Below are 19,432 nucleotides of genomic sequence, written 5' to 3'. Positions count from 1 at the left end.
CCGTTACGGGCCGAAGCGATGGGGAAGGTGATGGCTGACGTCGACGAATCCGTGCGCGGCCATGAACATCATCATCGACAGCGCGAGCAGGGCCAGTGCCGCGGCCGCCAGCCGCCGCCGCGCCGAGAGGCCGCCCGCCAGCTGCTGCCCGAGCAGGAACAGCGGCGGCCAGCCTTGCTGCGGCGCGGGCGACGGCAGGTCCGCGACGACGGCGGCCAGCTCGTGCCGGTACCGCGCGGCGTAGACGATCGTGAGCCGTTCTTCCACTTCGGTCAGGCTCAACCGGCCTTCGCCGGCCGCCTCGTTCAAGGCTTGCGTGGTCTGCTCGCGTTCCGCGTCGGAGCAGCGGACGGGATGGTCTTCGCTCACGCTTTTCTCCCTGGGATCACCGGCAGCAGCCGGACCGCAATCTTCTCCAGCGGCACCCGGGCGAGCAGCCCGAGCGACGCGACCGCGGCCCCGACGACGAACCCGGCCAGCACGTCATGCGGGTAGTGCGCCCCGACGTACACCCGGGAAATACCGATCAGCACCGCGAATACCAGCGCCCAGATCCCCCACTTCCGGTGCACCAGCAGCAACGCGACCGCGAACGACGCCACGATCACCGTGTGATTGCTCGGAAACGCGTAGTCCGTCGGCGCGTCGCAAGGCAGCAGCGTGTGCACGTTTGGCACGACGCGACACGGCCGGACCTCGGCGACCGCCGATTTCAGCACGGTGTCGACGATCAGCGCGACCGCGACCGCGATCGGCACCCACGCCGCGGCCGCCAGCTCCGCCGGGCCACGAGTGCGCGCCCGCCAGAGCAGCGCCAGGATCACCGGCACGATCAGGAAGACGCCGTACTCGGTGAAGGTCGTCGCGATCCCCGCGAACCACTGCTGGGACCAGGCGAAATCCGTGATGTCGCGGTAGAGGCCGGCGTCGATCATCGGGCCGCGCTCCGGCGGGAGCGGACGAACTCGATCAGCAGCGGGCTCAGCGACGCCAACACCACCAGGGCGATGATCGGCAGCAGATAGGTGTCGATGTTCGGCACCGACGCGCCCAGCGCGTACCCGGCGAGGGTGACCCCGACCGTCCAGAGCAAACCGCCGAGCACCTGCCACAGCGCGAACCGCGCGGCGGGCATCCCGGCGATGCCGGCGAGCGGGTTCAGCACGGTGCGGACGACCGGAATGAACCGCGCCAGCACCACCGCCTTGCCCAGTCCGTACCGGGTGAGCAGTTCTGAACCGCGCGCGACGCCCTGGTGCAGGTGTTTGTTGCGCACCCGCGTGAGCAATGCGCTGCCGCCGCGTTTTCCGAGCACATAGCCAGTCTGCGCGCCGAGCAGCGCGCCCGCAGCCGCGGCGACGATGACCACCGGCAGCGAGAGGTGCAGCTTGGCCGACGCGGCGAGCACGCCCGCTGTGAACAGCAGCGAGTCGCCGGGCAGGAAGAACCCTACGAGCAGGCCGGTCTCGGCGAACATCACCGCGAAAACGCCGAGCGGACCGAACGTCGCCAGCAGCAATTTCGGGTCAAGCAGGCTCCCCATGCCCCTCCTTCTACTACATATCTGTCGAAATTCTACATGAACGTAGTAGCGAGCCGAGCGGCTTCGACAGGCAGGTAGAATTTCCCCCATGCGGAAAGGCGAGGGGACCCGGCGTGCGCCCGGCGAGCTGGAGGCCGAGGTGCTGGCGGTGCTGTGGGAATCCGGCGAGCCGATGTCGGCGGCCGACGTGCAAAAGCGGCTCGGCGACGGACTGGCCTACACGACCGTGGTCACCATCCTGTCCCGGCTGTTCGAGAAGGGCGTGGCCACCCGGGAGAAGCAGGGCCGCTCGTTCACCTATCGCGCCGCCGACGACGAGCCCGGGCTCGCCGCGCGCCGGATGAGCAAGGTGCTCGACGCGGAAGCGGACCGGTCGAGCGTGCTCGCCCGGTTCGTGTCGAACCTTTCCGAATCGGACGAGCGCGTACTGCGCGACCTTCTGCGCAACGGCGGCTGACGTGAACCTCGACCTGCTCGCTCCGCTGCTGCTGCCGCTCGCCTCCTGGCCGGTGGCGCGCTGGGTCGCGCCCCGCCTGTCGCCGCGACTGGGCAGCTGGCTGCTCACCGGCTCCGCGCTGGTGCTGGCCGTCGGCAGCACCGCGACGCTCGCCGTGCTCGCCGCCGCGGGCTTGGCGCAGCTGCCGCTGGTCGGCGAACTCGGCGACTTCTCCGCGGTCGCGTTCCGCGGCGCGGACGCGGTGAACCTGCCGCTGGCGATCGTCAGCGGGCTCGCGCTGGTCGCGGCCGCGACAGCGTTGACCCGCACGGCGATCCAGTACGTCCGCTGGCACCGGAAGGTGCACGCTGAGCTGGATCTGCACACGCGCGAGGCGGGCATCGTACTGTTGCCCGGAGAGGAGCCGGTCGCGTTCGCGGTCGCCGGGAACGGCGGTCGGATCGCCGTGTCCAGCGGCATGCTCGCCGTGCTGGAGCCCCAAGAACGCCGGGCGCTGCTGGCCCACGAGCGCGCGCACCTGAGGCTGCGGCATCACGTTTTCGCCGCCGTCGTCACGGTCGCGACCACCGTCAACCCGGTGCTGCGCCCACTCGGCTCAGCAGCCCGCTTCTCGCTGGAACGCTGGGCGGACGAAGCCGCCGCGGACCGGGTCGGCGACCGGAAACTCGTCGCCACCGCAGTCGCGAAGGCCGCACTGGCCGGCAACCACCGGCCCTCGCTCGCGCTCGCCGCGACCGGCGGGCCAGTTCCGCAACGCGTGCGCGCCCTGCTGACCGCGCCGTCAGCGGGTACGCGCCGCCGCCCGCTCGCCGCGATTGCTGTCGCGGTCGTTCTCGGCGCCTGCGCCTGGTCCGCCGTCTGCACTCTGGACGCGGCCACCGACCTGCACTCCGGCATCGAGACGGCGCAGGCCGCCTGCTTGGTGGTCCCGCAGGGGGCCGACCTGGTACCCGCGCATCCGGCACTCGGACACCACCACCGGGAGTGCGCCGAGCGCTGATCGCCACGCTCCAGGCGCGGCGGCGACGTCGGAATCGTGCAGCAGGATCGTGCCGCCGCCGTCCAGCCTCCGGCAGACGTTGCGGACGACCGAGCGCGCAGTGGCATGGCTGGTCCAGTCGAAGCCCCAGGTACTCCAGAGAACCGGCCGGAGACCAAGCCGGCGCGCGGAGACCAGCGCGCTGGCGCTGAACACTCCGTACGGGGCACGCAGCCAGCGCGGCCGGGTGCCGGTGATCAGATTGATCAGGTCGGCGGTGTGCTGAAGTTCGGCATGCAGCGCGTTCGGCGAGCGGCGGAGGAAACAGCGGTGGTCCCAGCCGTGCACAGCCAGTTCGTGTCCGGCGGCGGCGATTTCCCGGCCCAGTTCCGGCGCTGCGGCCAATTCGCGGCCGAGCACGAAGAAGGTGGCGCGGACGCCGAGTTCGTCCAGCGCCTTCAGGAAATGCGGGGTCGAGTTCGGGTTGGGGCCGTCGTCGAAGGTGAGAGCGACGTGGTTCGGGTGACCGCGCCCGGCAAGCCGAGGCGGGCGCAACCGCGGCACGAACAACGCCGCCGGGGCCGCGTGCGCGACGGCGGCAGCCGCCAGTCCGCGGATCATCCGGCCACCTCGACCGGACGGCGCAACAGCCACTCCAGTGCCTCCGTCAGGTCCTGCGGCGAGCGGACCCACGGCACGATCCCGTCGTCGTGCAGCACCGCCGCGTTGGCCCGGCCGTGTCCCGGCAGGCAGCGATAGGTGAGCACCGGCAGCCCGGTCGCGAGTGCTTCCGACGTGGTCAGTCCGCCCGCGTTCTGGACTACGACGGTGCACGCGCGCATCAGCTCGGGCATCCGGTCGACCCAGCCGAACACGTGCCGGTGCCCGGCCTCGCGCAGCCGTTCGGCCAGCGCCTCGTTCCGCCCGCACACCACCACCGGCTCGACCTGGCCGGTCGCGAGCAGGTCGGCGGCGGTCTGGCCGATCTGGCCGACACCCCAGGAGCCGGCCACGACCAGAGCGAGCGCGCCGTCTCGGGGCAGACCGAATTCGAGCCGCAGCCGCATCCGTTCGGTCAGGCTGGTGCACGGCCGGAAGGCAGGAGCGACCAGCGGACGCGAGACCAGCGTGCGCGGTGCGCCGAGCGCTTCGGCCTGACGGGCGGCGGTTTCGTTGGGCGCGACGGTGAGCGATGCTTCCGAGCTCACGCAAAGCCGGTGGACCGACGGATCGGTGAGGTAGACGACCAACGGCGCGGTCAGCTCGCCGGAGCGGCGCAGCCGGGCGACCGCGTGCGTGGCCAGCGGGTAGGTCGAGACGACGACGTCGGTGTCCTCGGCGAGCAGTTCCCGCAGCCGGGGCGTCGCGAGGCCGGCGAACCGGCGGGCGGCACCGGCCAGCACGGGCGTGCCCAGCGCGCTGAGCAGCCAGTCCCAGCTGCGCGGCACGGTGTTGAGCTGCTGGTGATACGCGCCGCAGAGCAGCTCACCGGTGCGGCCTGGCAGCAGATCCAGGAAATCGGCGCGGACCACCTCGGCGCCGCGGCCGGCGAACCACCGGTCCAGCTCCTTGGCGGCACCGTCGTGGCCGGCCCCCACCCGGGCGGACACGATCAGCACGCGGGCCATCCGGCACCCCTCTCGACTACTACACGACTGTAGTAAAACTACAGACATGTAGAATGAGAGTCGAGCCGGGGCGGTGCACGGTCGTGCACCGTCCGTCCGCCTTCGCGGGCAGCCTGGCCGCGCTTTGGGGTAAGCGGTAACCCGGCCGGGTGAGACGCCCGCTACCGTGGGTCTTTCGACCACCGGCCGTGGCAGGAAGAGGAACCCGATGCGTCGTAAGACCTCCGGTGCGCTTCGCGTCGCCCAGGTAGCCCTGGCCGTCGTGTCAGTGCTCGTCCTGGGCGGCACCGCGTACGCCTGGTCGACGCTGCACCGGCTCACCGACGGCCTGAACCGGTCCGACGTGATCAGCGGCGACGCGAGCTCGCCGCTGGACGAGCAGAACATCCTGATGGTCGGCCTCGACACGCGCACCGACGCGCAGGGCAATCCGCTGCCGCAGGACGTGCTGGACCAGCTCCACGCGGGCGGCGCGGACGACGGGGGCGACACCACCGACACGATGATCGTGGTGCACATCCCGGCCGGCGGCGGGAACATCACCGCCTTCTCCATCCCGCGCGACTCGTACGTGCAGCTGCCGGACAAGTTCGGCAAGCACAAGATCAACTCGGCTTACACCTACGGCCAGACGGCGGCGAAGAACAAGCTGAAGGCACAGGGCGAATCGGGCGCCCAGCTGGAGAACGACTCGGCACAGGCCGGCGCGAAGACCGCGATCGAGACCGTCCAGGAGCTCACCGGCCTCAAGATCACCCACTACGCGGCGGTCAACCTGGCCGGCTTCTACTACGTGAGCCAGGCCGTCGGCGGCGTGCCGGTGTGCCTCAAGCAGCCGGTGCGCGACTCCTACTCGGGCGCGGACTTCAAGGCCGGGCCGCAGAACGTGTCCGGCGCGCAGGCGCTGCAGTTCGTCCGGCAACGGCACGGCCTGCTCAACGGCGACCTGGACCGGATCAAGCGGCAGCAGGTGTTCATGGCCAGCATGGCCAAGACCATCCTGTCCGCGGGCACCTTGGCCAACCCGGGGAAGCTGGACGATCTGATCGGCGCGGTGAAGAAAGCCGTCGTCGTCGACACCAACTGGGACCTGCTCGGTTTCGCCCAGCAGCTGCACGGGGTGAACGCGGGCGACATCAACTTCGTCACCGTGCCGGTCGTGAGCATCACGCTCAAGACCCCGAACGACGGCGACGCCGTGCAGGTGGACCCGAAGCAGATCCAGCAGTTCGTCCGCGCGCAGACCGGCGGCGCCCAGTCCGCTCCCTCGTCGTCTTCGTCCAGCGCGCCGCCCTCGTCGGCTTCCGGCGATCCGGCACTGGCGTCCTATGTGGTCGACGTGCGCAACTCGTCCGGAGTGGACGGACTCGCCAACCGGGTGTCCGACAAGCTCACGGCGGCCGGCTACCAGCGCGGCACGGTGACCAACAGCAGCACCCGGCGCACCTCGACCGTCTACTACGGACGCGGGACGCGCGAGCAGGCGCAGCAGCTCGCCGAGAAGCTCGGCGGAGTGGAGATCGCGCAGGACACCACGCTGGACAAGAACCACTTCCGGGTCTACCTCGGCCAGAAGTACACCGACGACTCCAGCCTGCACCCGGCCTCCGCACCGGTCGCCCCGACGCAGGGCGCCCCGGTGCAGGCCGCCGGGCCGGACGCGGCTCCGGACATCACCGCGGACGGGGTAACCTGCGTCAACTAGACCGGTTGGCCGACCAGGCGGAATGATGGCCCTCTTCGGACGTGAGCTGGAACGCAAGCAGCTGGCGGAGTTGATCGACGGAATCGGCCAGCGCGGCGGCGCACTGGTCGTCCGCGGCGAAGCGGGCATCGGCAAGAGCGCGCTGCTCGCCGACGCTTCGGCGGCGCTGGCGATGGCTCAGCTGCGAGTGCTCACCGCCGTCGGTACGGAGTCCGAGCGCCACCTCCCCTACGCCGGGTTGCATCAACTGCTCTACCCGCTCCGCCGGGAGGCGGACGGTCTTCCCGCCGCTCAGCGGGATGCGCTGCGAACCGCCCTCGGCCTCAGCGACGGCGAGCCGCCGCAGCCGTATCTCGTCGGCCTGGCGGTGCTGAATCTGGTCGCGGAGAACCCGCTCGTCCTGATCGTCGAGGACGCGCACTGGCTGGACTCCGCCAGCCGGGACGTCCTGGCCTTCGTCGCGCGCCGGCTGGACTCGGAACCGGTTTTGCTGCTGCTGACCGAGCGCGACGACGCGCCGTCCGCTTTCACCGGTCTGCCTTCGCTGACGCTTCCCCGCCTTCCGGACGCGCCCGCGGGCGAGCTGCTGGACGCGATCGCGCCGGCACTGCCCGGACCGGAGCGATCTCGGATCCTGGCCGAGGCAGCCGGGAATCCGCTGGCGCTGAAGGAAATGCCCCACTCCGGCACCGGGCGGCTGGAGCAGCTGTTCGCCGACCGGGCCGCCGCGTTGCCAGCCGCCACGCGGCGCTGCCTGCTCATCGCCGCACTCAACGACAGCACCTCGCTGCCGGAAGCGCTCAAGGCGGCCGCCGCCGACCTCGAGGTGCTGGCTCCGGCCGCCTCGCTGGTCGAGGCGGGGCCGGCGGACGTGGTCTTCCGGCACCCGCTGATGCGGTCCGCGATCGCGAACGCGGCCACCGCGGCGCAGCGCCGAGCGGCGCATCACGCGTTAGCCGGAACCCTTGCCGGACAACCGGAACGCCGGGTTTGGCACCGTGCCGCGGCGGCTGTCGGCACCGATGAAGCGGTGGCGGAAGAACTCGACGCCGCAGCCGGATCGGCGCGCCGCCGGGGTGGCGTCGCGGCTGCGATCGCGGCGCTGGAACAAGCGGCGCGGTTGAGCGAAAACCAGAGACGCCGCGCGGATCGGCTGCTGTTCGCGGCCGAGCTGGCCGTCGATTCGGGGCAGCGCGAAACGGTAGATCGGCTGCTCGCCGAAGCCGCCGCAGTCACGCTCACGCCTCGGCAACGCGCGCTCGCGACCTGGCTCCCGACCGGCTTCGACGACGGCGTCCGCGAGGGCGTCGCCGGTCCGGGCGAGCTGGCCGACCTCGCGGCGAAAGTGGCCGCGGACGGCGACCTGGACCTGGCCATCCGGATCTTCTGGGGTTCTGCGATGCGGTGCTTCTGGGTCGAACCCGGGGCAGCGGACCGGGAACGGCTGATCGCGGTGGCCGACCGGCTGCCGGTTCCCGCCGACGATCCGCGCATGGTCGCCATCGCCGCGTATCTCGACCCGCTTCGGCGCGGGGACACCGTGATCGCCGCACTGCGCCATCTCGATCGGTCTGGTGCCGTTCCGCAGGTACTGCGTTTTCTTGCCAGCGCGGCGATGCAGGTCGGCGCGTTCGATCTGGCCGCCCGGTTCGCCGCCGGAGCACAACCCGGATTGCGCGCCGAAGGCCGTCTCGGGTTGCTCGCACGGACGCTCGGCGTGCAGGCGTATAGCCTGGCGCGGCTGGGTGACCTCCCGGCAGCATCGGTGGCTGCGGAAGAGGCCGGGCAACTAGGGCACGAGACCCGGCAGCCATACGTCTCCGGACTGGCGCGGGCGGTGCAGGCGGAGATCGCCGCACTGCGCGGGGACTACTCGCAGGCGGAAAAGCTTGCCGCGGAAGCGGAAGCGGTGGGGCTTGCCGCCGGGGCACGCCCGGTGCTGGCCACCGTGCAGCTGACCCGCGGTCTCGTCGCACTCGGCCAAGGCAGGCACGCGGACGCGGTAACCGCTCTGCTGCGGGTCCACGATCCAGCCGATCCGGCGTACCAGTTCGGGTTGCGCTGCTACCTCCTCGCCGAGCTGGCGGAAGCGGCAGTGCACGCGGACCGGGTCGACGAGGGCCAGAAACTGATGCAGAGCCTGGAAACCGCCCGGACGACTTCCCCCGCGCTCCACAGTGGACTGCGCTATGCCCGAGCCGTGCTGTCCTCTTCGGAGGAGAACTTCCGGACCGCGTTGGAAGCCGACCTCACCGGCTGGCCCCTCGAACGCGGGCGGGTGCAACTGGCCTACGGCGAATGGCTGCGGCGGCAACGACGGGCCGCCGAGTCGCGGCCGCTGCTGCGAGCGGCGAAGGAAACGTTCGACGCGCTGGGCGTGCTCGCGTGGAGCGAACGGGCCGCGCGAGAGCTTCGCGCGACCGGCGAGACCGTCGCCTCGGCGGCGGAGCGCGACCGGTATACCGATCTCACCGCACACGAGCTGAACATCGCGCGGCTGGCCGCCGAAGGGCTGACCAACCGGGAGATCGGGCAGCAGCTCTACCTCTCGCACCGGACGGTGAGCACGCACCTGCACCGGATCTTCCCGAAGCTGGGAATCACCTCCCGAACCGAGCTGCGGGACGCACTGGACCGGTGACGTACCGCGTCAGCGTCATCTGACGGGCGCGCTTTCCGCGGGCCGCTTCTTACTGTCGAAGGACAGATTCGACAGCGCTTCAGGAGTGGTCCCGATGATCAGCAGGAGACGGTTTACGCAGGCGGTCGCAGCGGGGATGGCTTCGGCCGGGCTCGCCGCGTGCTCCGCGCAGACGGCGGCGGCCCCACCGCCCGCTCCGGCCGGGCACCTCTCGTTCGGGCCGCTGAAGCAGGTCAAGACCGGGTTGCTGAACCAGGGCTACGCCGAAGCCGGCCCAGCGGACGGTCCGGTGGTGATCCTGCTGCACGGGTGGCCCTACGACATCCACAGCTACGTCGACGTCGCGCCGCGGCTCGCACAGGACGGGTACCGGGTGATCGTGCCCTACCTGCGCGGATACGGGACCACGACGTTCCTGTCCGGTGCGACGATGCGCAACGGGCAGCAGTCCGCGGTGGCCTCGGACATCATCGCGCTGATGGACGCGCTGAAGATCCAGAAAGCGGTGCTCGGCGGGTTCGACTGGGGCTCGCGGACCGCCGCGGTGCTTGCCGCGCTGTGGCCGGAGCGGGTCAAAGCGCAGGTGCTGGTCAGCGGATACCTGATCACCAATGTCGAGGCGCAGAAGCAGCCGTTGCCGCCCGCCGCGGAGCTGGGCTGGTGGTATCAGTACTACTTCGCTACCGACCGGGGCGTGCTGGGCTACACGCGGAACCGGGACGAGTTCAACAAACTGATCTGGAAGACCGTCTCGCCGCGCTGGGCGTTCGACGACGCTACCTACCAGCGGACCGCCCAGTCGTTCGCCAACCCCGACCACGTGGCGATCGTGGTGCACAACTACCGGTGGCGCCTCGGATTGGCGGCCGGCGAGGCGCAGTACGACAAGCTGGAGCAGAAGCTGTTCACCGGCCCGATACTGCCGCAGCCGACCATCACGCTCAGCAGCGATTTCGACGGCGCGGCGGCGGACGGGAAGGCGTATCGGGGGAAGTTCTCCGGAAAGTACGACCACCGGGTGCTGACCGGGATCGGGCACAACGTGCCGCAAGAAGCGCCTGCCGAGTTCGCGCGCGCCGTACGGGACGCGGATCGGCTTTGAGGCATTTGCCGCGAAGGGCCCCTTGCGGGAATTGAATTCCCGCAAGGGGCCCTTCACAGACTCAGCACGGCAGGGCCGCGTCAGACAGTCAGGCGTTGCGACGACGCCGGACGACCAGCAGCATCGCGCCGCCGGCGATGACCAGGGCCGCCCCGATCCCGATCGGGAGCGCCGCGTTCACACCGGTGTTGGCCAGCGGAGTCTGGCCCGAGTTGCCGCCGGCCGGAGCCGTCGATGCCGGGGCCGTGGTGACCGGAGCCGACTCGCTCCAGGAGCCGACCGCGGCGGCCTGGACCGCGCTCTTCTGCGACTGCGCGACGATCAGCGACTGCGCCGGGTGGTTCGCGTAGTCCTTCGCCACGAACAGGCGACCGGTGTTGACGTCTCCGACCGCCTTCACGGCCAGTTCTGCGGTGCCCGGCTTGGCGTCCTTCGGGACGTCCAGGAACAGCTTCGTGCCATTCTTGACCGCCGAGGACTTGATCTCCTCGCCGTTCTCGCCGACGACCTTGACGCCTTCGGGCAGCTTGCTCGTGAAGTCGGTGACGCTGCCGCTGGTGGCGACAGTGAACGGACCGATCTTCGAGCCGGCCTCGCCGGTCGCCTTCGCCGGGGTGATGCTCAGCGCCGGCTTCGTCTCGTCGATGCCGGTGTTGGCGTCGCCGGTCAGGTAGTCGTAGAGGGCGACCACGTCGGCCGCGTCGTCGGCGGGGCCGCCGGCGAGCGGGTTCTTCGTGTCGAGGTCACGCGCGTCGCTGTAGTGCCAGATCGCGGCCTGGGTCGCGGTCAGCGCTTCCTTCGCGGACAGGCCGTCGTGCAGCGTGACGCCCTTGCCGGTCAGCGTCTTCTCGATGGACGCGGGGTCCTCGGACGGGTAGCTGTGGTGCAGCACCCAGTTGATGTTCTTGTTGTTCTTGCGGAACGGCGACTTCGGGTCGGGGTAGTCGTTCCACGCGTGCTCGGTCATCTCTTCGCCGAACGTCGTGCTGACGTCGACCTGCACGCAGTACATCTTCGAAATGCCGCCATCGGCCAGCTGCAGGTTGAACAGCGTCGTCTGCAGCGCGTCCTTGCCGCCGACCATGTTGACGCCGTAACCCGAAGCGCCGCCGTGCACCACCGTGCCCGCAGCCGCGCCGCTGCGCGCCTGCGGAGTGTCGTCAGCGAACGAGGCCGGTGCGGCGATCATCAGCGCCGCAGCCGCGGCGATGGTCGCGGCCCCTCCCCGTACCAGAATCGACCTGCCGTGCATGCTTTCTCCCATCAAGTCCCGAACCACGAACGTCGGACCGCGTGAGACCACATCTCCCCGATCACGGCGGCCACCAATTCGGGTGAAGAATCCACCCAGCCAAGCGATGGCGAAGCATACACAGGGCTCACATGCGCACTGTCAGTGGTCCCCCGACTGCACTTTTGTCCTTCGTTCAGGGGTCAGAAGGCTGAATCGGGTTGCGGAGGGTTGACCTCGTACGACCCTGCCGAACTGCGGAAACCCCACCCGCGAGACCCCGCCGAGAACCGCCCCGCGGCCAGCGGACGCGCTGGCCGCGGCCGACTGTAGGGACTCTTCACGCACGCCGGGCATCCGGCGTCCGCGAAGGGCCCCTTGAGGGAATCCAAGTCCCTCAAGGGGCCCTTCACGGACAGCCCCCCGGACGCGGCCCGCCCAGCCAGCCCGCCGTCCGGGAAGTGCTCAGTTGACGACGTTCTCCAGCGGCTCGCCCTTGGCATAGTGCGCGAGCTGCCGCTCCGCCAGCCGCTTCGCGCGCGGGTAGAACGAATCCGAACCGCCCGCGATGTGCGGGGTGACGATCGCCCCGTCAAGAGTCCACAATGGATGTTCGGCGGGCAGCGGCTCCGGATCCACGACGTCGAGTGCGGCGCGCAACCGCCCGGCCGCGACCTCGGCGGTGAGTGCGGCCGTGTCCACCGCGGTGCCCCGGCCAACGTTCACCACCAACGCGGAGTCCGGCAGCAGCGCGAGCTGCTCCGCTCCGAAAAGCCCGCGCGTCTGCGGAGTGTCGGGGAGCACCAGCACGACGATGTCGGCCGCAGGCAACAGTTCCGGCAGCTCGGCGATGCCGTGCACGCCCTCTCGCGCCGTGCTCGCGACACGCACCACCTCGGCCTCGCCGGCGACCAGGTACCGCTCGATCGCCTGTCCGATCGAACCGTAGCCGACCAGCAGAACCCGGCAGTCCGCCAGCGAGCGGGTGTGCGCCCGGTCCCATGAACCGCTCCGTTGCTGCGCGAACCAACGCGGGAAATACCGTTGCGAGGCAAGGATCAGCGCCAACGTGTGCTCGGCGACGCTCAGGTCGTGCAGGCCCCGGCCGTTCGCCAGCCGGACCCCCTCCGGAACGAGCGCGAGCAGATTGTCGTACCCAGCCGATAGCGTCTGCACCGCACGCAACGACGGCAACTGCGAGATCAATTTGGCCGGCTCCGCGCCCTGGTCGTAAGGCAGGACGTAGAACTCGACGTCGGACAGGCCGTCCGGCGGCGCGCCCCGGCCGTCCCACACCATCGCATCCAACCCGACGGGAACCGAAATGTCAGACCAGGGAACCAGTACCCGCGCAGTCATACTCGCCTTTCCTTCGCCTTCACCGAAACTTCCGCCGCAACCGGCCCTGGCGCCTTCACCGGCACCGCGAGGACCAGCACCGCGGCCGCGGCCATTGTCCCTGCCAGCATCAGGAACGCCGCAGCCGTGCTGCCGGTCGCGTTCTCGAGCCAGCCGACCAGATAGGTGCCGAGAAAGCCGCCCAGCGCGCCCGCCGCGTTCACCACCGCCACCGCGACCGCGGCGGTCCGCTGCGGCAACAGCTCCGAAATCATCGCGAAGAACGGTCCATATGGCGCGTAGAGCGCCACCGCGGCGATGGCCAGCAGCACAAAAGCCCACCAGAAGTGGTGCTGCCCCAGCAGGTACGACCCGTAGAACGCGACCGCGCCGCCGAGCAGCCACGGCCACACGTACCGGCGGCGTGCCCCGGAGCGGTCCGAGCCGCGCGAGTTGACCAGCATCCCGACCACCGCGAAGGCATACGGAATAGCCGAGAGCAGACCGGTCGCGCCGATTCCGGCTGAGGAGCCCGCTTTGACGATCGAAGGGAGCCAGAACACGAACCCGTAGACACCGATGCTCCACAACAGATACTGCGCGGACAGCACCAGCACCGCCTTGGACCGCAGCACGTCCCGCACCGGGCGAGCGGCTGGCTTCGGCAGCTGAGCCTGTTCTTCGGCGATCGCGCGTTCGACGACGGCCCGGCTGGCCGGGTCGAGCCACGGCGTGTCCGCCGGCCGGTCGCGGACCTGCGCGCGGAACACGAAAGCCCAGATCAGCGCTGGAACGCCCTCGACGATGAACATGCCGCGCCAGGACGTCGCCTCGATCAGGTAGCCGGACAGCGCGGACAGCCACATCACGGTGACCGGGTTGCCGAGGATCAGGAACGCGTTGGCGCGCCCGCGTTCGGCTTTGGTGAACCAGCGGGCGAGCAACACGACCAGGGCGGGCAGCACCGCGGCCTCCACCGCGCCGAGCAGGAACCGGACCGCGATCAACACCGGTACCGAGCTGAGCAGTCCCTGCGCGGTCGCGAGGACGCCCCACGCGAGCACCGACCAGAAGATCAGGCTCCGCACGCTGCGCCGGTCGGCGTAGAGCACGCCGGGGACCTGCAACAGGAAGTAGCCGAGGAAGAAGGAGGAGGCGATCCGCCCGGACGTCGCGCTGGTGAGGTGCAGTTCCTGGGCCATCCCGCCGGCGGTCGCGATCGAGAAGTTCGACCGGTCCAGGTAGGCGAGGCTGTAGGTGACGAAAACGATCGGGATCAGCCGCAGCCAGCGCTGCCTGCCGGGCGCTTCGACGCTGTTCATCCGGTACTCCTGTCGCCGTTGACCTGAAGCCTTGACGAGCTTTCCGTAATATGGAAAGCTATTCCGCAATACGGTGAGAGGCAGTGTGCGTCGCCGCGTGCTGAACGTCAAGGGGGTCCGATGGCGGACATGGTCGGCAAAGCGCTGCGGCTGCTGTCCCTGCTCGGCGGTCATCCCGAAGGCGTTCCGTTGTCCGAACTGTCGCGGGAGGCCGGGTACCCGGTGAGCACCACGCATCGGTTGCTCAGCTCTCTGCAGGGCGAGGGATTCGCACGCAACGACCCAATCTCGAAGCGGTATTCGTTGGGGCTGCGACTGTTCGAGCTAGGCCAGACGGTCTCGCAGGCGCGCGGGTTCGCCGGTGTCGCACTGCCGGTGATGCACCAGCTCGCCGCGGAGACCGGCGAGCCGACGCTGCTGGCAGTGCTGGACGGGCACAACCAGGTGTACGTCCATTCGGTCCAGGGCTCGCAGCGGCTGCAGATCCGCGGCGAACCGGGAGCGCGCGGCCCGTTGCATTGCACGTCGATGGGCAAATGCCTGGTCGCGTTCGCGCCGCACCGGGCTGAGCTGGTCGCGTCGCTCGACCTGCCCGCGCTGGGCCCGCGCACGATCACGGAGCGCGCGGCGTTCGAGGCGGAGATCGCGAAGGTGCGCGAAAGCGGCTACGCCATCGCGGACGAGGAGCATGAAGAAGGCATCCGTGCGGTCGGCGTCCCGATCCGGACGCCGGATGGCACCGCGATCGCCGCGTTGTCCACGGCCGCGCCGGCGTATCGGCTGACGGTCGCCCAGCTGGAGGCGTTCGTGCCGGCGTTGCGTGCCGCCGCACGGGAACTGGCCGCGCTGCTGCCCCGCTGAACTGGGGCTACGAGCCGATCTGCTTCTTGATCCAGCCGACGAGCTGATCGACCCGCGCCGCGGTCTCGATGCCCGGCTGCGGACAGTCCGGACCGAAGTTCTCGACCGCGATCAGCGTGTTCTTGCCGTTGTCCGTCACAAAGAACGGCGAACCGGAGTCGTCCGGACAAGGGCTGTTCTCGACGGTCCGCTTCTTCAGCGGTTCCAGAGTGATCTCATTGTCGCGCACCGAACTGACGGAGAAATCGCCACGCTTGATGTGATCGGTCTGCACGATCACCTTGGAAGACAGCGAACCCCAGCCGACGAACGTGGTGTGCTCCCCGGGATCCGGCGGCCCGTCCGGCAACGCGAGCGGCTCGATGTCGGTGACCGGCTCGGAAAGCCGGGCCAGCGCGAGGTCGTTGACCGCGGACTGGCGTGTGTCGACGACCTGCACGACATGCCCGCGCGGATCGGAATCGGTGAGCTTCCCGAGCGCCACCGTCATGGTGTAGTCGGGCTTGCCGCTGATCCGCTTGCCGTCGATGTCGTGGAAGCAGTGCCCCGCGGTGATGATCCACTCCGGCGCGATGAGCGAACCGCTGCAGCCGCCGGTGCGGACGCCGCCGCCCTTCTCCGGGATGTCCTTCGAGGAGAGCTTGGCACTGAACGGGGTGGAATGATCGGGCGACGCGGCCTGCGCGGACTTCGGCGGGGCGGACGACTGGGCGACCTGCCCCGCCCCGTTGCCGGCGTTGCCCCCGGCGTTGACCGCCGGACCGCTGGCCTGCCGGGCCACCGCCACCTGCTTCGGCTCGGCCTCGGCGGTCCGGTGCACGCCGACGTAGACGCCAGCGAGCCCGGCCCCGACCACCGTGGCCACCGCCACAGCGCCCAGCCGAAGGCTCGCCCGCTGGACGACTCGTGACTTCGTGTGCACCACGGCGACCAAGATAGCGAAGTAGTTAACCCGAATGAGTGAGAGTGCCCGATTAATCTTAAGACCCGGGTAGAAAGTACCGCCTCCGACACGCCCAGTCGGAGAATAGTCACGGAATGCTAACGGTGACCTGGGCGGCGGGCCAGCGTTCCGCTGACCGGGATTGTCGGCGGTCAGGGCGACCTGTGTGCGGGGTGCGGCTGGGCGGGCGTCGCGCCGTCGATGGGGAGCACTCTCGAGACGCTTCCCGGTTGAGGCGGCGCGCGTGAGGCAGGACACAGCCGGGCGACAGAGGGACGGCGGACAACTGCGAGACCGGCGGAGCGGCACCGGCATGGCGGAACTGGCGGAGCGAACCCGGCGGAGCGGCGCCGCGCGGCGTGGCGAACCCGGCAGAGCGGCGCCGCGCGGCGCGGCGGTGCCGGCGCGGCGAGGCCGGCGTGGCCGAACTGGAGGAGCGGCACTGGCCGAGCAGCGCCGGCCGAGCGGCAGAGCGGTACCGCCAAGGCGACACCGGCGGAGCGGCACCCACGGAGGCACACCGGCGGAGCGGCACCCCGGAGGCGGCGACCGCTCCGCCGAACCAGGCGTGCGGTACAAGGTCGCGAAGGTGCCGCGCCGAGGGCGAAGCACCTGGGCCTTGCCTCACGCTCCCCGACGCTCCAGCTTGGCACCTCCCCCACCCGGCAGAGTCAGGCGGCAATGCCCCGATCGGCAACGCCAAGCCTCCCGCGCCGATCCCGGCTCGCTCGACGAAAACCGGTGGCACCACCTCAACCCAGCGAAGCCGGGCCACCAAGCCGCCCCCGCCCGGCGATGCCCATTCGGCAAGCCCAGCGGGAGGATCCCGCTAAGCGAGCCGATCACGAGCGTGCCCCCGGCCCCTCCGCCGATGAGCCCAGCGGCTCGGCGGGGAAGCCGCACAGTCGACGGAGAACTGAACTGCCCGGAGCATCTCACCGATAGGCAGGACATTCGGCTGGAAGCGACCGTGACGCCTGCCTATTCGTACTTCGGGCTGCGCTCCGTAAGCTCTGCAATCGCGTGTCACCGTAGTTCGCCCCCAGACCCGGCCGCGCTGATGGCCGCTACCGCAAGTGTTTTCAGCTTGGTGGCGGTGTGCATCTTGTTTACTCCCGGAGTCCGATGGCTTCGATGGGTTTGGCGCGCAGGGTGATGCGGGTGGACAGTCCGAGCGATACGAGGCTGAGCAGGAACGCGCCGCCGACGATGCCGCCGAGGACTGCGGGGGTTCCGGCTGGCAGCGGGGTTGCGCGCAGGGCGAGGTTCAGCAGCACCAGCGGGATCGCTGCGACGACGGTGCCGAGCACTGCCGCGATGCCGGCGGTGGCGAGTGCTTCCAGCCGCATCATCCGCACGACCTGCCGGCGGGTGGTGCCGATCAGCCGCAGCAACGCGAACTCGCGGGAGCGTTGCGCGGTGCTCATCACGAGCGTGTTGGCGACCGAGATCACCACGTAGCCGAGGATGACGCCCACTGCGACCAGGTTCAGGTAGAACTGCTGCTGACCGCCAGGGGTACCGGCCGCGGCGACCGTGGACCCCGGTCGCACCTCGAGACCCGGGTACCGAGTGCCGAGATCCCGCAATGCGGCGGCCACCGCGGCGGGGTCGGCGTTGGGCTCTTCGCGCACCAGGACGGAGTTGTCCATGCGGTCGCCGGTGTGCGCCCGCGCGAGATCGGCCGGCAGCACGTAGTCCCCGAAGGCGTTGTTGTGCGTGTAGACCGCGACCAGTTTCGCCTTCGCCGGGGCGCCGTCGCCGAACCAGAAGCCGACCTCGTCGCCGACCTTCTTGTCGTACCAGTCAGCCTCGCTCTTGCTCATCGCGACCGTGTCGCCGCGCAGGTCGTTCAGGTTCCCGGACACGACGCCGAGATCGAGCACGCCGCGCACCTGGTCGCCGTCCAGGCCCTGCGCCGCGTATTTCATCACCCGCAGCCGCCGGTCCTCCTGCACAGTCGTGACCACGTCGGTGTCGACCACCGAGGTCGCCGCCGCGACGCCGTGGACGTTGCGGGCCGCAGCCGCGACGTCGGGCGACAGCCGGCCGGTGGTGCCGGTGAGCACATAGTCCGCGGTCGTGGAGCGCACCGCCTGCTCCTGGTTCGCGGCGGCCGACGAGGTCTGGCTGTAGAACATCGAGATCGCGAACGCGACCGCCAGCATCACCGGCGCCACCGCCGAGGCGAGGCGGCGGGCGTTGGCCTGGGTGTTGGCCGAGGCCAGATAGCCGCTGACCCGCGACAGCCCCGAGCAGACCGGGCCGATGACCCGCGTCATCGCCGCAACCACCTTCGGGCCCAGCAGCGCGAGCCCGATCACGACCACCAGCGCGGACATCGACGACGCCGCGAGCGCACCGGGACCGGTCGCATACAGCGGCACTGTGGCCCCGCCGAACCCGGCGGCCACCAGCACGAACCCGGTGATCATCCGGGCCCGGCCGAGTTCCTGCCGTTCCACCGCTGCTTCGCCGAGCGCTTCGATCGGGCGGATCGAGGACGGTCGGCGACCGGCCGACCAGGCCGCGATCCGGGCCGCGCCCAGGCCGAGCAGGAACGCGGCGGCCAGCGGGATCGGGCCGACCGCGAGACCGAAGTCCGCCGGGATCACCCCGACCGCGGCGAACGAGCGGCGCAAACCCTCCGCCACCAGCACCCCCAGCCCCGCGCCGAGCACCCCGGCCACGACCGCGACCAGCATCGTCTCCGCGCTGATCAGCTTGCGGATCTGCTTCGGCGTCGCCGCGATCGCCCGCAGCAGCGCGAACTCCCGCCGCCGCTGATTGATCACCAGCGCCAGCGTGCTCGACACCACGAACATCGCCACCAGCAGCGCGAACCCGCCGAACGAACCAGCGACCGCGAACAGCACCGTCCGGGTCTGGCTGACGTCGAGGAACTCGACCGCGCTGCGCTCCACCCCGGTCGCCACCGTCGCCGTCGAACCGGCGACCGCCGAGCTGATCCGCTCCTCCAGCACGCTCGCCGACACGCCCGGCGCAGCCAGCACACCGACCGCGTGCAGCTGCCCCGGCTTCCCCGACAGCTCGGCAGCGCGTTCCCCGGTGAAGAACAGCGCCGACTGGCGCGAAAGACCGTTACCGGACTCCGGTGCCGCGATCCCGGACACCCGGAACTCCATCGGCGTGGAGCGGGTCGAGATCCGCACCGTGCTGCCGACCGAAACACCGGCGCGCGCGGCGAGGTCCGCGTCGAGGACGACGTCGTCCGCCGCCGTCGGCGCCTTCCCGGCACGCAACGTGAACGGCGCGAGCGCCGCGGCGTCCCAGTTGTGCCCGAGCGACGGCGACCCGTTCGGCCCGGACAGCACCTGATTGCCGGCGGTCACGAGATTCGCCGGGAAGCTCCGCTCCGCCACCGCGCGCCGCACCCCCGGCACCGCCGCGATCCGGGCCGCCAGCTCGTCCGGCACCGTCGTCTGCGTCGTGACCTGTTCGGACTCGCCGAAATCCGATCCCGGCGGCTTCACCGTCTGCACCCCGCCGACCACCACCGCCGCCGCCGCATACCGCTCCGTCGGCACCCCCGCCCGGATCCCGGACTCCATCAGGATCCCGCAGCCCGCGACCAGCGCGGTGCCGAGCAGGATCGCGACGAACGCGCCCACGAACCCGCTCAACCGGGACTTCGTCGTCTGCCACGCCAACGACCACATCG

General features: G+C 70.4%; 15 protein-coding genes and 1 pseudogene. 6 read left to right on the top strand and 10 right to left on the bottom strand.

Annotation, left to right across the window (positions count from 1 at the left end; translation table 11 throughout):
- Positions 1–3: 3 nt before the first annotated feature.
- The 3 genes from AMYBE_RS0139085 to AMYBE_RS0139075 are packed head-to-tail and all read right to left on the bottom strand — an operon-like array spanning position 4 to position 1,543.
- Entirely contained in the window at positions 4–369 is a 366-nt protein-coding gene (locus tag AMYBE_RS0139085) for a DUF1707 SHOCT-like domain-containing protein (RefSeq protein WP_020664851.1), read from the bottom strand.
- Positions 366–935: a phosphatase PAP2 family protein gene (locus AMYBE_RS0139080; protein ID WP_020664850.1), complete on the bottom strand. Its 570-nt coding sequence runs from the start codon at positions 933–935 to the stop codon at positions 366–368. Before AMYBE_RS0139080 ends, AMYBE_RS0139085 begins: the two co-directional genes overlap by 4 nt.
- The gene (locus AMYBE_RS0139075) at positions 932–1,543 is read right to left on the bottom strand and encodes a DedA family protein (RefSeq protein ID WP_020664849.1); all 612 of its coding nucleotides are present in this window, start codon (positions 1,541–1,543) and stop codon (positions 932–934) included. The genes AMYBE_RS0139080 and AMYBE_RS0139075 overlap by 4 nt, the downstream gene beginning before the upstream one ends.
- Before the next feature lie 88 nt (positions 1,544–1,631).
- Here AMYBE_RS0139075 and AMYBE_RS0139070 point away from each other — a divergent pair, with 88 nt between their 5' ends.
- A complete protein-coding gene (locus tag AMYBE_RS0139070) occupies positions 1,632–2,000 on the top strand; it encodes a BlaI/MecI/CopY family transcriptional regulator (protein WP_020664848.1) in 369 nt (122 codons plus the stop codon).
- Position 2,001: 1 nt separating this feature from the next.
- Positions 2,002–3,000 (top strand): M56 family metallopeptidase, encoded by a 999-nt coding sequence (locus tag AMYBE_RS45950; RefSeq protein ID WP_020664847.1) that lies wholly within the window; start codon positions 2,002–2,004, stop codon positions 2,998–3,000.
- 156 nt (positions 3,001–3,156) lie between these two features.
- Here the strand turns inward: AMYBE_RS45950 and AMYBE_RS46535 are convergent.
- Together AMYBE_RS46535 and AMYBE_RS0139055 are read right to left on the bottom strand one after the other, a co-directional pair.
- Positions 3,157–3,600: pseudogene (locus tag AMYBE_RS46535) on the bottom strand (polysaccharide deacetylase family protein); the annotation flags it as partial.
- The gene (locus AMYBE_RS0139055; RefSeq protein ID WP_020664846.1) at positions 3,597–4,607 is read right to left on the bottom strand and encodes a glycosyltransferase; all 1,011 of its coding nucleotides are present in this window, start codon (positions 4,605–4,607) and stop codon (positions 3,597–3,599) included. The gene AMYBE_RS0139055 and the pseudogene AMYBE_RS46535, both read right to left, overlap by 4 nt.
- Before the next feature lie 208 nt (positions 4,608–4,815).
- Between AMYBE_RS0139055 and AMYBE_RS0139050 the strand changes: the two genes are divergently transcribed.
- The 3 genes from AMYBE_RS0139050 to AMYBE_RS0139040 all read left to right on the top strand — a co-directional run bounded on the left by AMYBE_RS0139050 (position 4,816) and on the right by AMYBE_RS0139040 (position 10,055).
- Positions 4,816–6,312 (top strand): LCP family protein, encoded by a 1,497-nt coding sequence (locus AMYBE_RS0139050; protein ID WP_020664845.1) that lies wholly within the window; start codon positions 4,816–4,818, stop codon positions 6,310–6,312.
- Between the two features lie 25 nt (positions 6,313–6,337).
- The gene (locus tag AMYBE_RS0139045) at positions 6,338–8,953 is read left to right on the top strand and encodes an AAA family ATPase (protein WP_020664844.1); all 2,616 of its coding nucleotides are present in this window, start codon (positions 6,338–6,340) and stop codon (positions 8,951–8,953) included.
- A gap of 94 nt (positions 8,954–9,047) precedes the next feature.
- Complete coding sequence (locus tag AMYBE_RS0139040) at positions 9,048–10,055, top strand: alpha/beta fold hydrolase (protein ID WP_027928485.1); 1,008 nt, start codon at positions 9,048–9,050, stop codon at positions 10,053–10,055.
- Between the two features lie 88 nt (positions 10,056–10,143).
- On the opposite strand, the gene AMYBE_RS0139035 is transcribed toward AMYBE_RS0139040, so the two are convergent.
- The 3 genes from AMYBE_RS0139035 to AMYBE_RS43100 all read right to left on the bottom strand — a co-directional run bounded on the left by AMYBE_RS0139035 (position 10,144) and on the right by AMYBE_RS43100 (position 13,946).
- Positions 10,144–11,307: a thioester domain-containing protein gene (locus tag AMYBE_RS0139035; protein WP_027928484.1), complete on the bottom strand. Its 1,164-nt coding sequence runs from the start codon at positions 11,305–11,307 to the stop codon at positions 10,144–10,146.
- Positions 11,308–11,751: 444 nt separating this feature from the next.
- Complete coding sequence (locus tag AMYBE_RS0139030; RefSeq protein WP_020664841.1) at positions 11,752–12,645, bottom strand: 2-hydroxyacid dehydrogenase; 894 nt, start codon at positions 12,643–12,645, stop codon at positions 11,752–11,754.
- Positions 12,642–13,946 carry an MFS transporter gene (locus AMYBE_RS43100; protein WP_020664840.1) on the bottom strand — a complete coding sequence of 435 codons (1,305 nt, stop codon included), beginning with the start codon at positions 13,944–13,946 and terminating at the stop codon, positions 12,642–12,644. Before AMYBE_RS43100 ends, AMYBE_RS0139030 begins: the two co-directional genes overlap by 4 nt.
- Before the next feature lie 120 nt (positions 13,947–14,066).
- Here AMYBE_RS43100 and AMYBE_RS0139020 point away from each other — a divergent pair, with 120 nt between their 5' ends.
- On the top strand, positions 14,067–14,807 hold the full coding sequence (locus tag AMYBE_RS0139020; protein ID WP_020664839.1) for an IclR family transcriptional regulator: 741 nt from the start codon (positions 14,067–14,069) through the stop codon (positions 14,805–14,807).
- 7 nt (positions 14,808–14,814) lie between these two features.
- On the opposite strand, the gene AMYBE_RS0139015 is transcribed toward AMYBE_RS0139020, so the two are convergent.
- Positions 14,815–15,732: a S1 family peptidase gene (locus tag AMYBE_RS0139015; protein ID WP_211226898.1), complete on the bottom strand. Its 918-nt coding sequence runs from the start codon at positions 15,730–15,732 to the stop codon at positions 14,815–14,817.
- A gap of 1,127 nt (positions 15,733–16,859) precedes the next feature.
- Entirely contained in the window at positions 16,860–19,430 is a 2,571-nt protein-coding gene (locus AMYBE_RS0139010) for an ABC transporter permease (protein WP_020664837.1), read from the bottom strand.
- Between the last annotated feature and the right edge of the window lie 2 nt (positions 19,431–19,432).

The organism is Amycolatopsis benzoatilytica AK 16/65 (assembly GCF_000383915.1).
GTDB classification, from domain to species: Bacteria; Actinomycetota; Actinomycetes; order Mycobacteriales; family Pseudonocardiaceae; genus Amycolatopsis; species Amycolatopsis benzoatilytica.
This window is presented reverse-complemented; position numbering and strand designations above follow the sequence as displayed.

Excerpts from the sequence above, each read along its gene's own strand:
- AMYBE_RS0139080 (WP_020664850.1), bottom strand. The coding sequence starts at position 935 with ATGATCGACGCCGGCCTCTACCGCGACATCACGGATTTCGCCTGGTCC.
- AMYBE_RS0139075 (WP_020664849.1), bottom strand. The coding sequence starts at position 1,543 with ATGGGGAGCCTGCTTGACCCGAAATTGCTGCTGGCGACGTTCGGTCCG.
- AMYBE_RS0139070 (WP_020664848.1), top strand. The coding sequence starts at position 1,632 with ATGCGGAAAGGCGAGGGGACCCGGCGTGCGCCCGGCGAGCTGGAGGCC.
- AMYBE_RS0139055 (WP_020664846.1), bottom strand. The coding sequence starts at position 4,607 with ATGGCCCGCGTGCTGATCGTGTCCGCCCGGGTGGGGGCCGGCCACGAC.
- AMYBE_RS0139050 (WP_020664845.1), top strand. The coding sequence starts at position 4,816 with ATGCGTCGTAAGACCTCCGGTGCGCTTCGCGTCGCCCAGGTAGCCCTG.
- AMYBE_RS0139045 (WP_020664844.1), top strand. The coding sequence starts at position 6,338 with ATGGCCCTCTTCGGACGTGAGCTGGAACGCAAGCAGCTGGCGGAGTTG.
- AMYBE_RS0139040 (WP_027928485.1), top strand. The coding sequence starts at position 9,048 with ATGATCAGCAGGAGACGGTTTACGCAGGCGGTCGCAGCGGGGATGGCT.
- AMYBE_RS0139035 (WP_027928484.1), bottom strand. The coding sequence starts at position 11,307 with ATGCACGGCAGGTCGATTCTGGTACGGGGAGGGGCCGCGACCATCGCC.
- AMYBE_RS0139030 (WP_020664841.1), bottom strand. The coding sequence starts at position 12,645 with ATGACTGCGCGGGTACTGGTTCCCTGGTCTGACATTTCGGTTCCCGTC.
- AMYBE_RS43100 (WP_020664840.1), bottom strand. The coding sequence starts at position 13,946 with ATGAACAGCGTCGAAGCGCCCGGCAGGCAGCGCTGGCTGCGGCTGATC.
- AMYBE_RS0139020 (WP_020664839.1), top strand. The coding sequence starts at position 14,067 with ATGGCGGACATGGTCGGCAAAGCGCTGCGGCTGCTGTCCCTGCTCGGC.
- AMYBE_RS0139010 (WP_020664837.1), bottom strand. The coding sequence starts at position 19,430 with ATGTGGTCGTTGGCGTGGCAGACGACGAAGTCCCGGTTGAGCGGGTTC.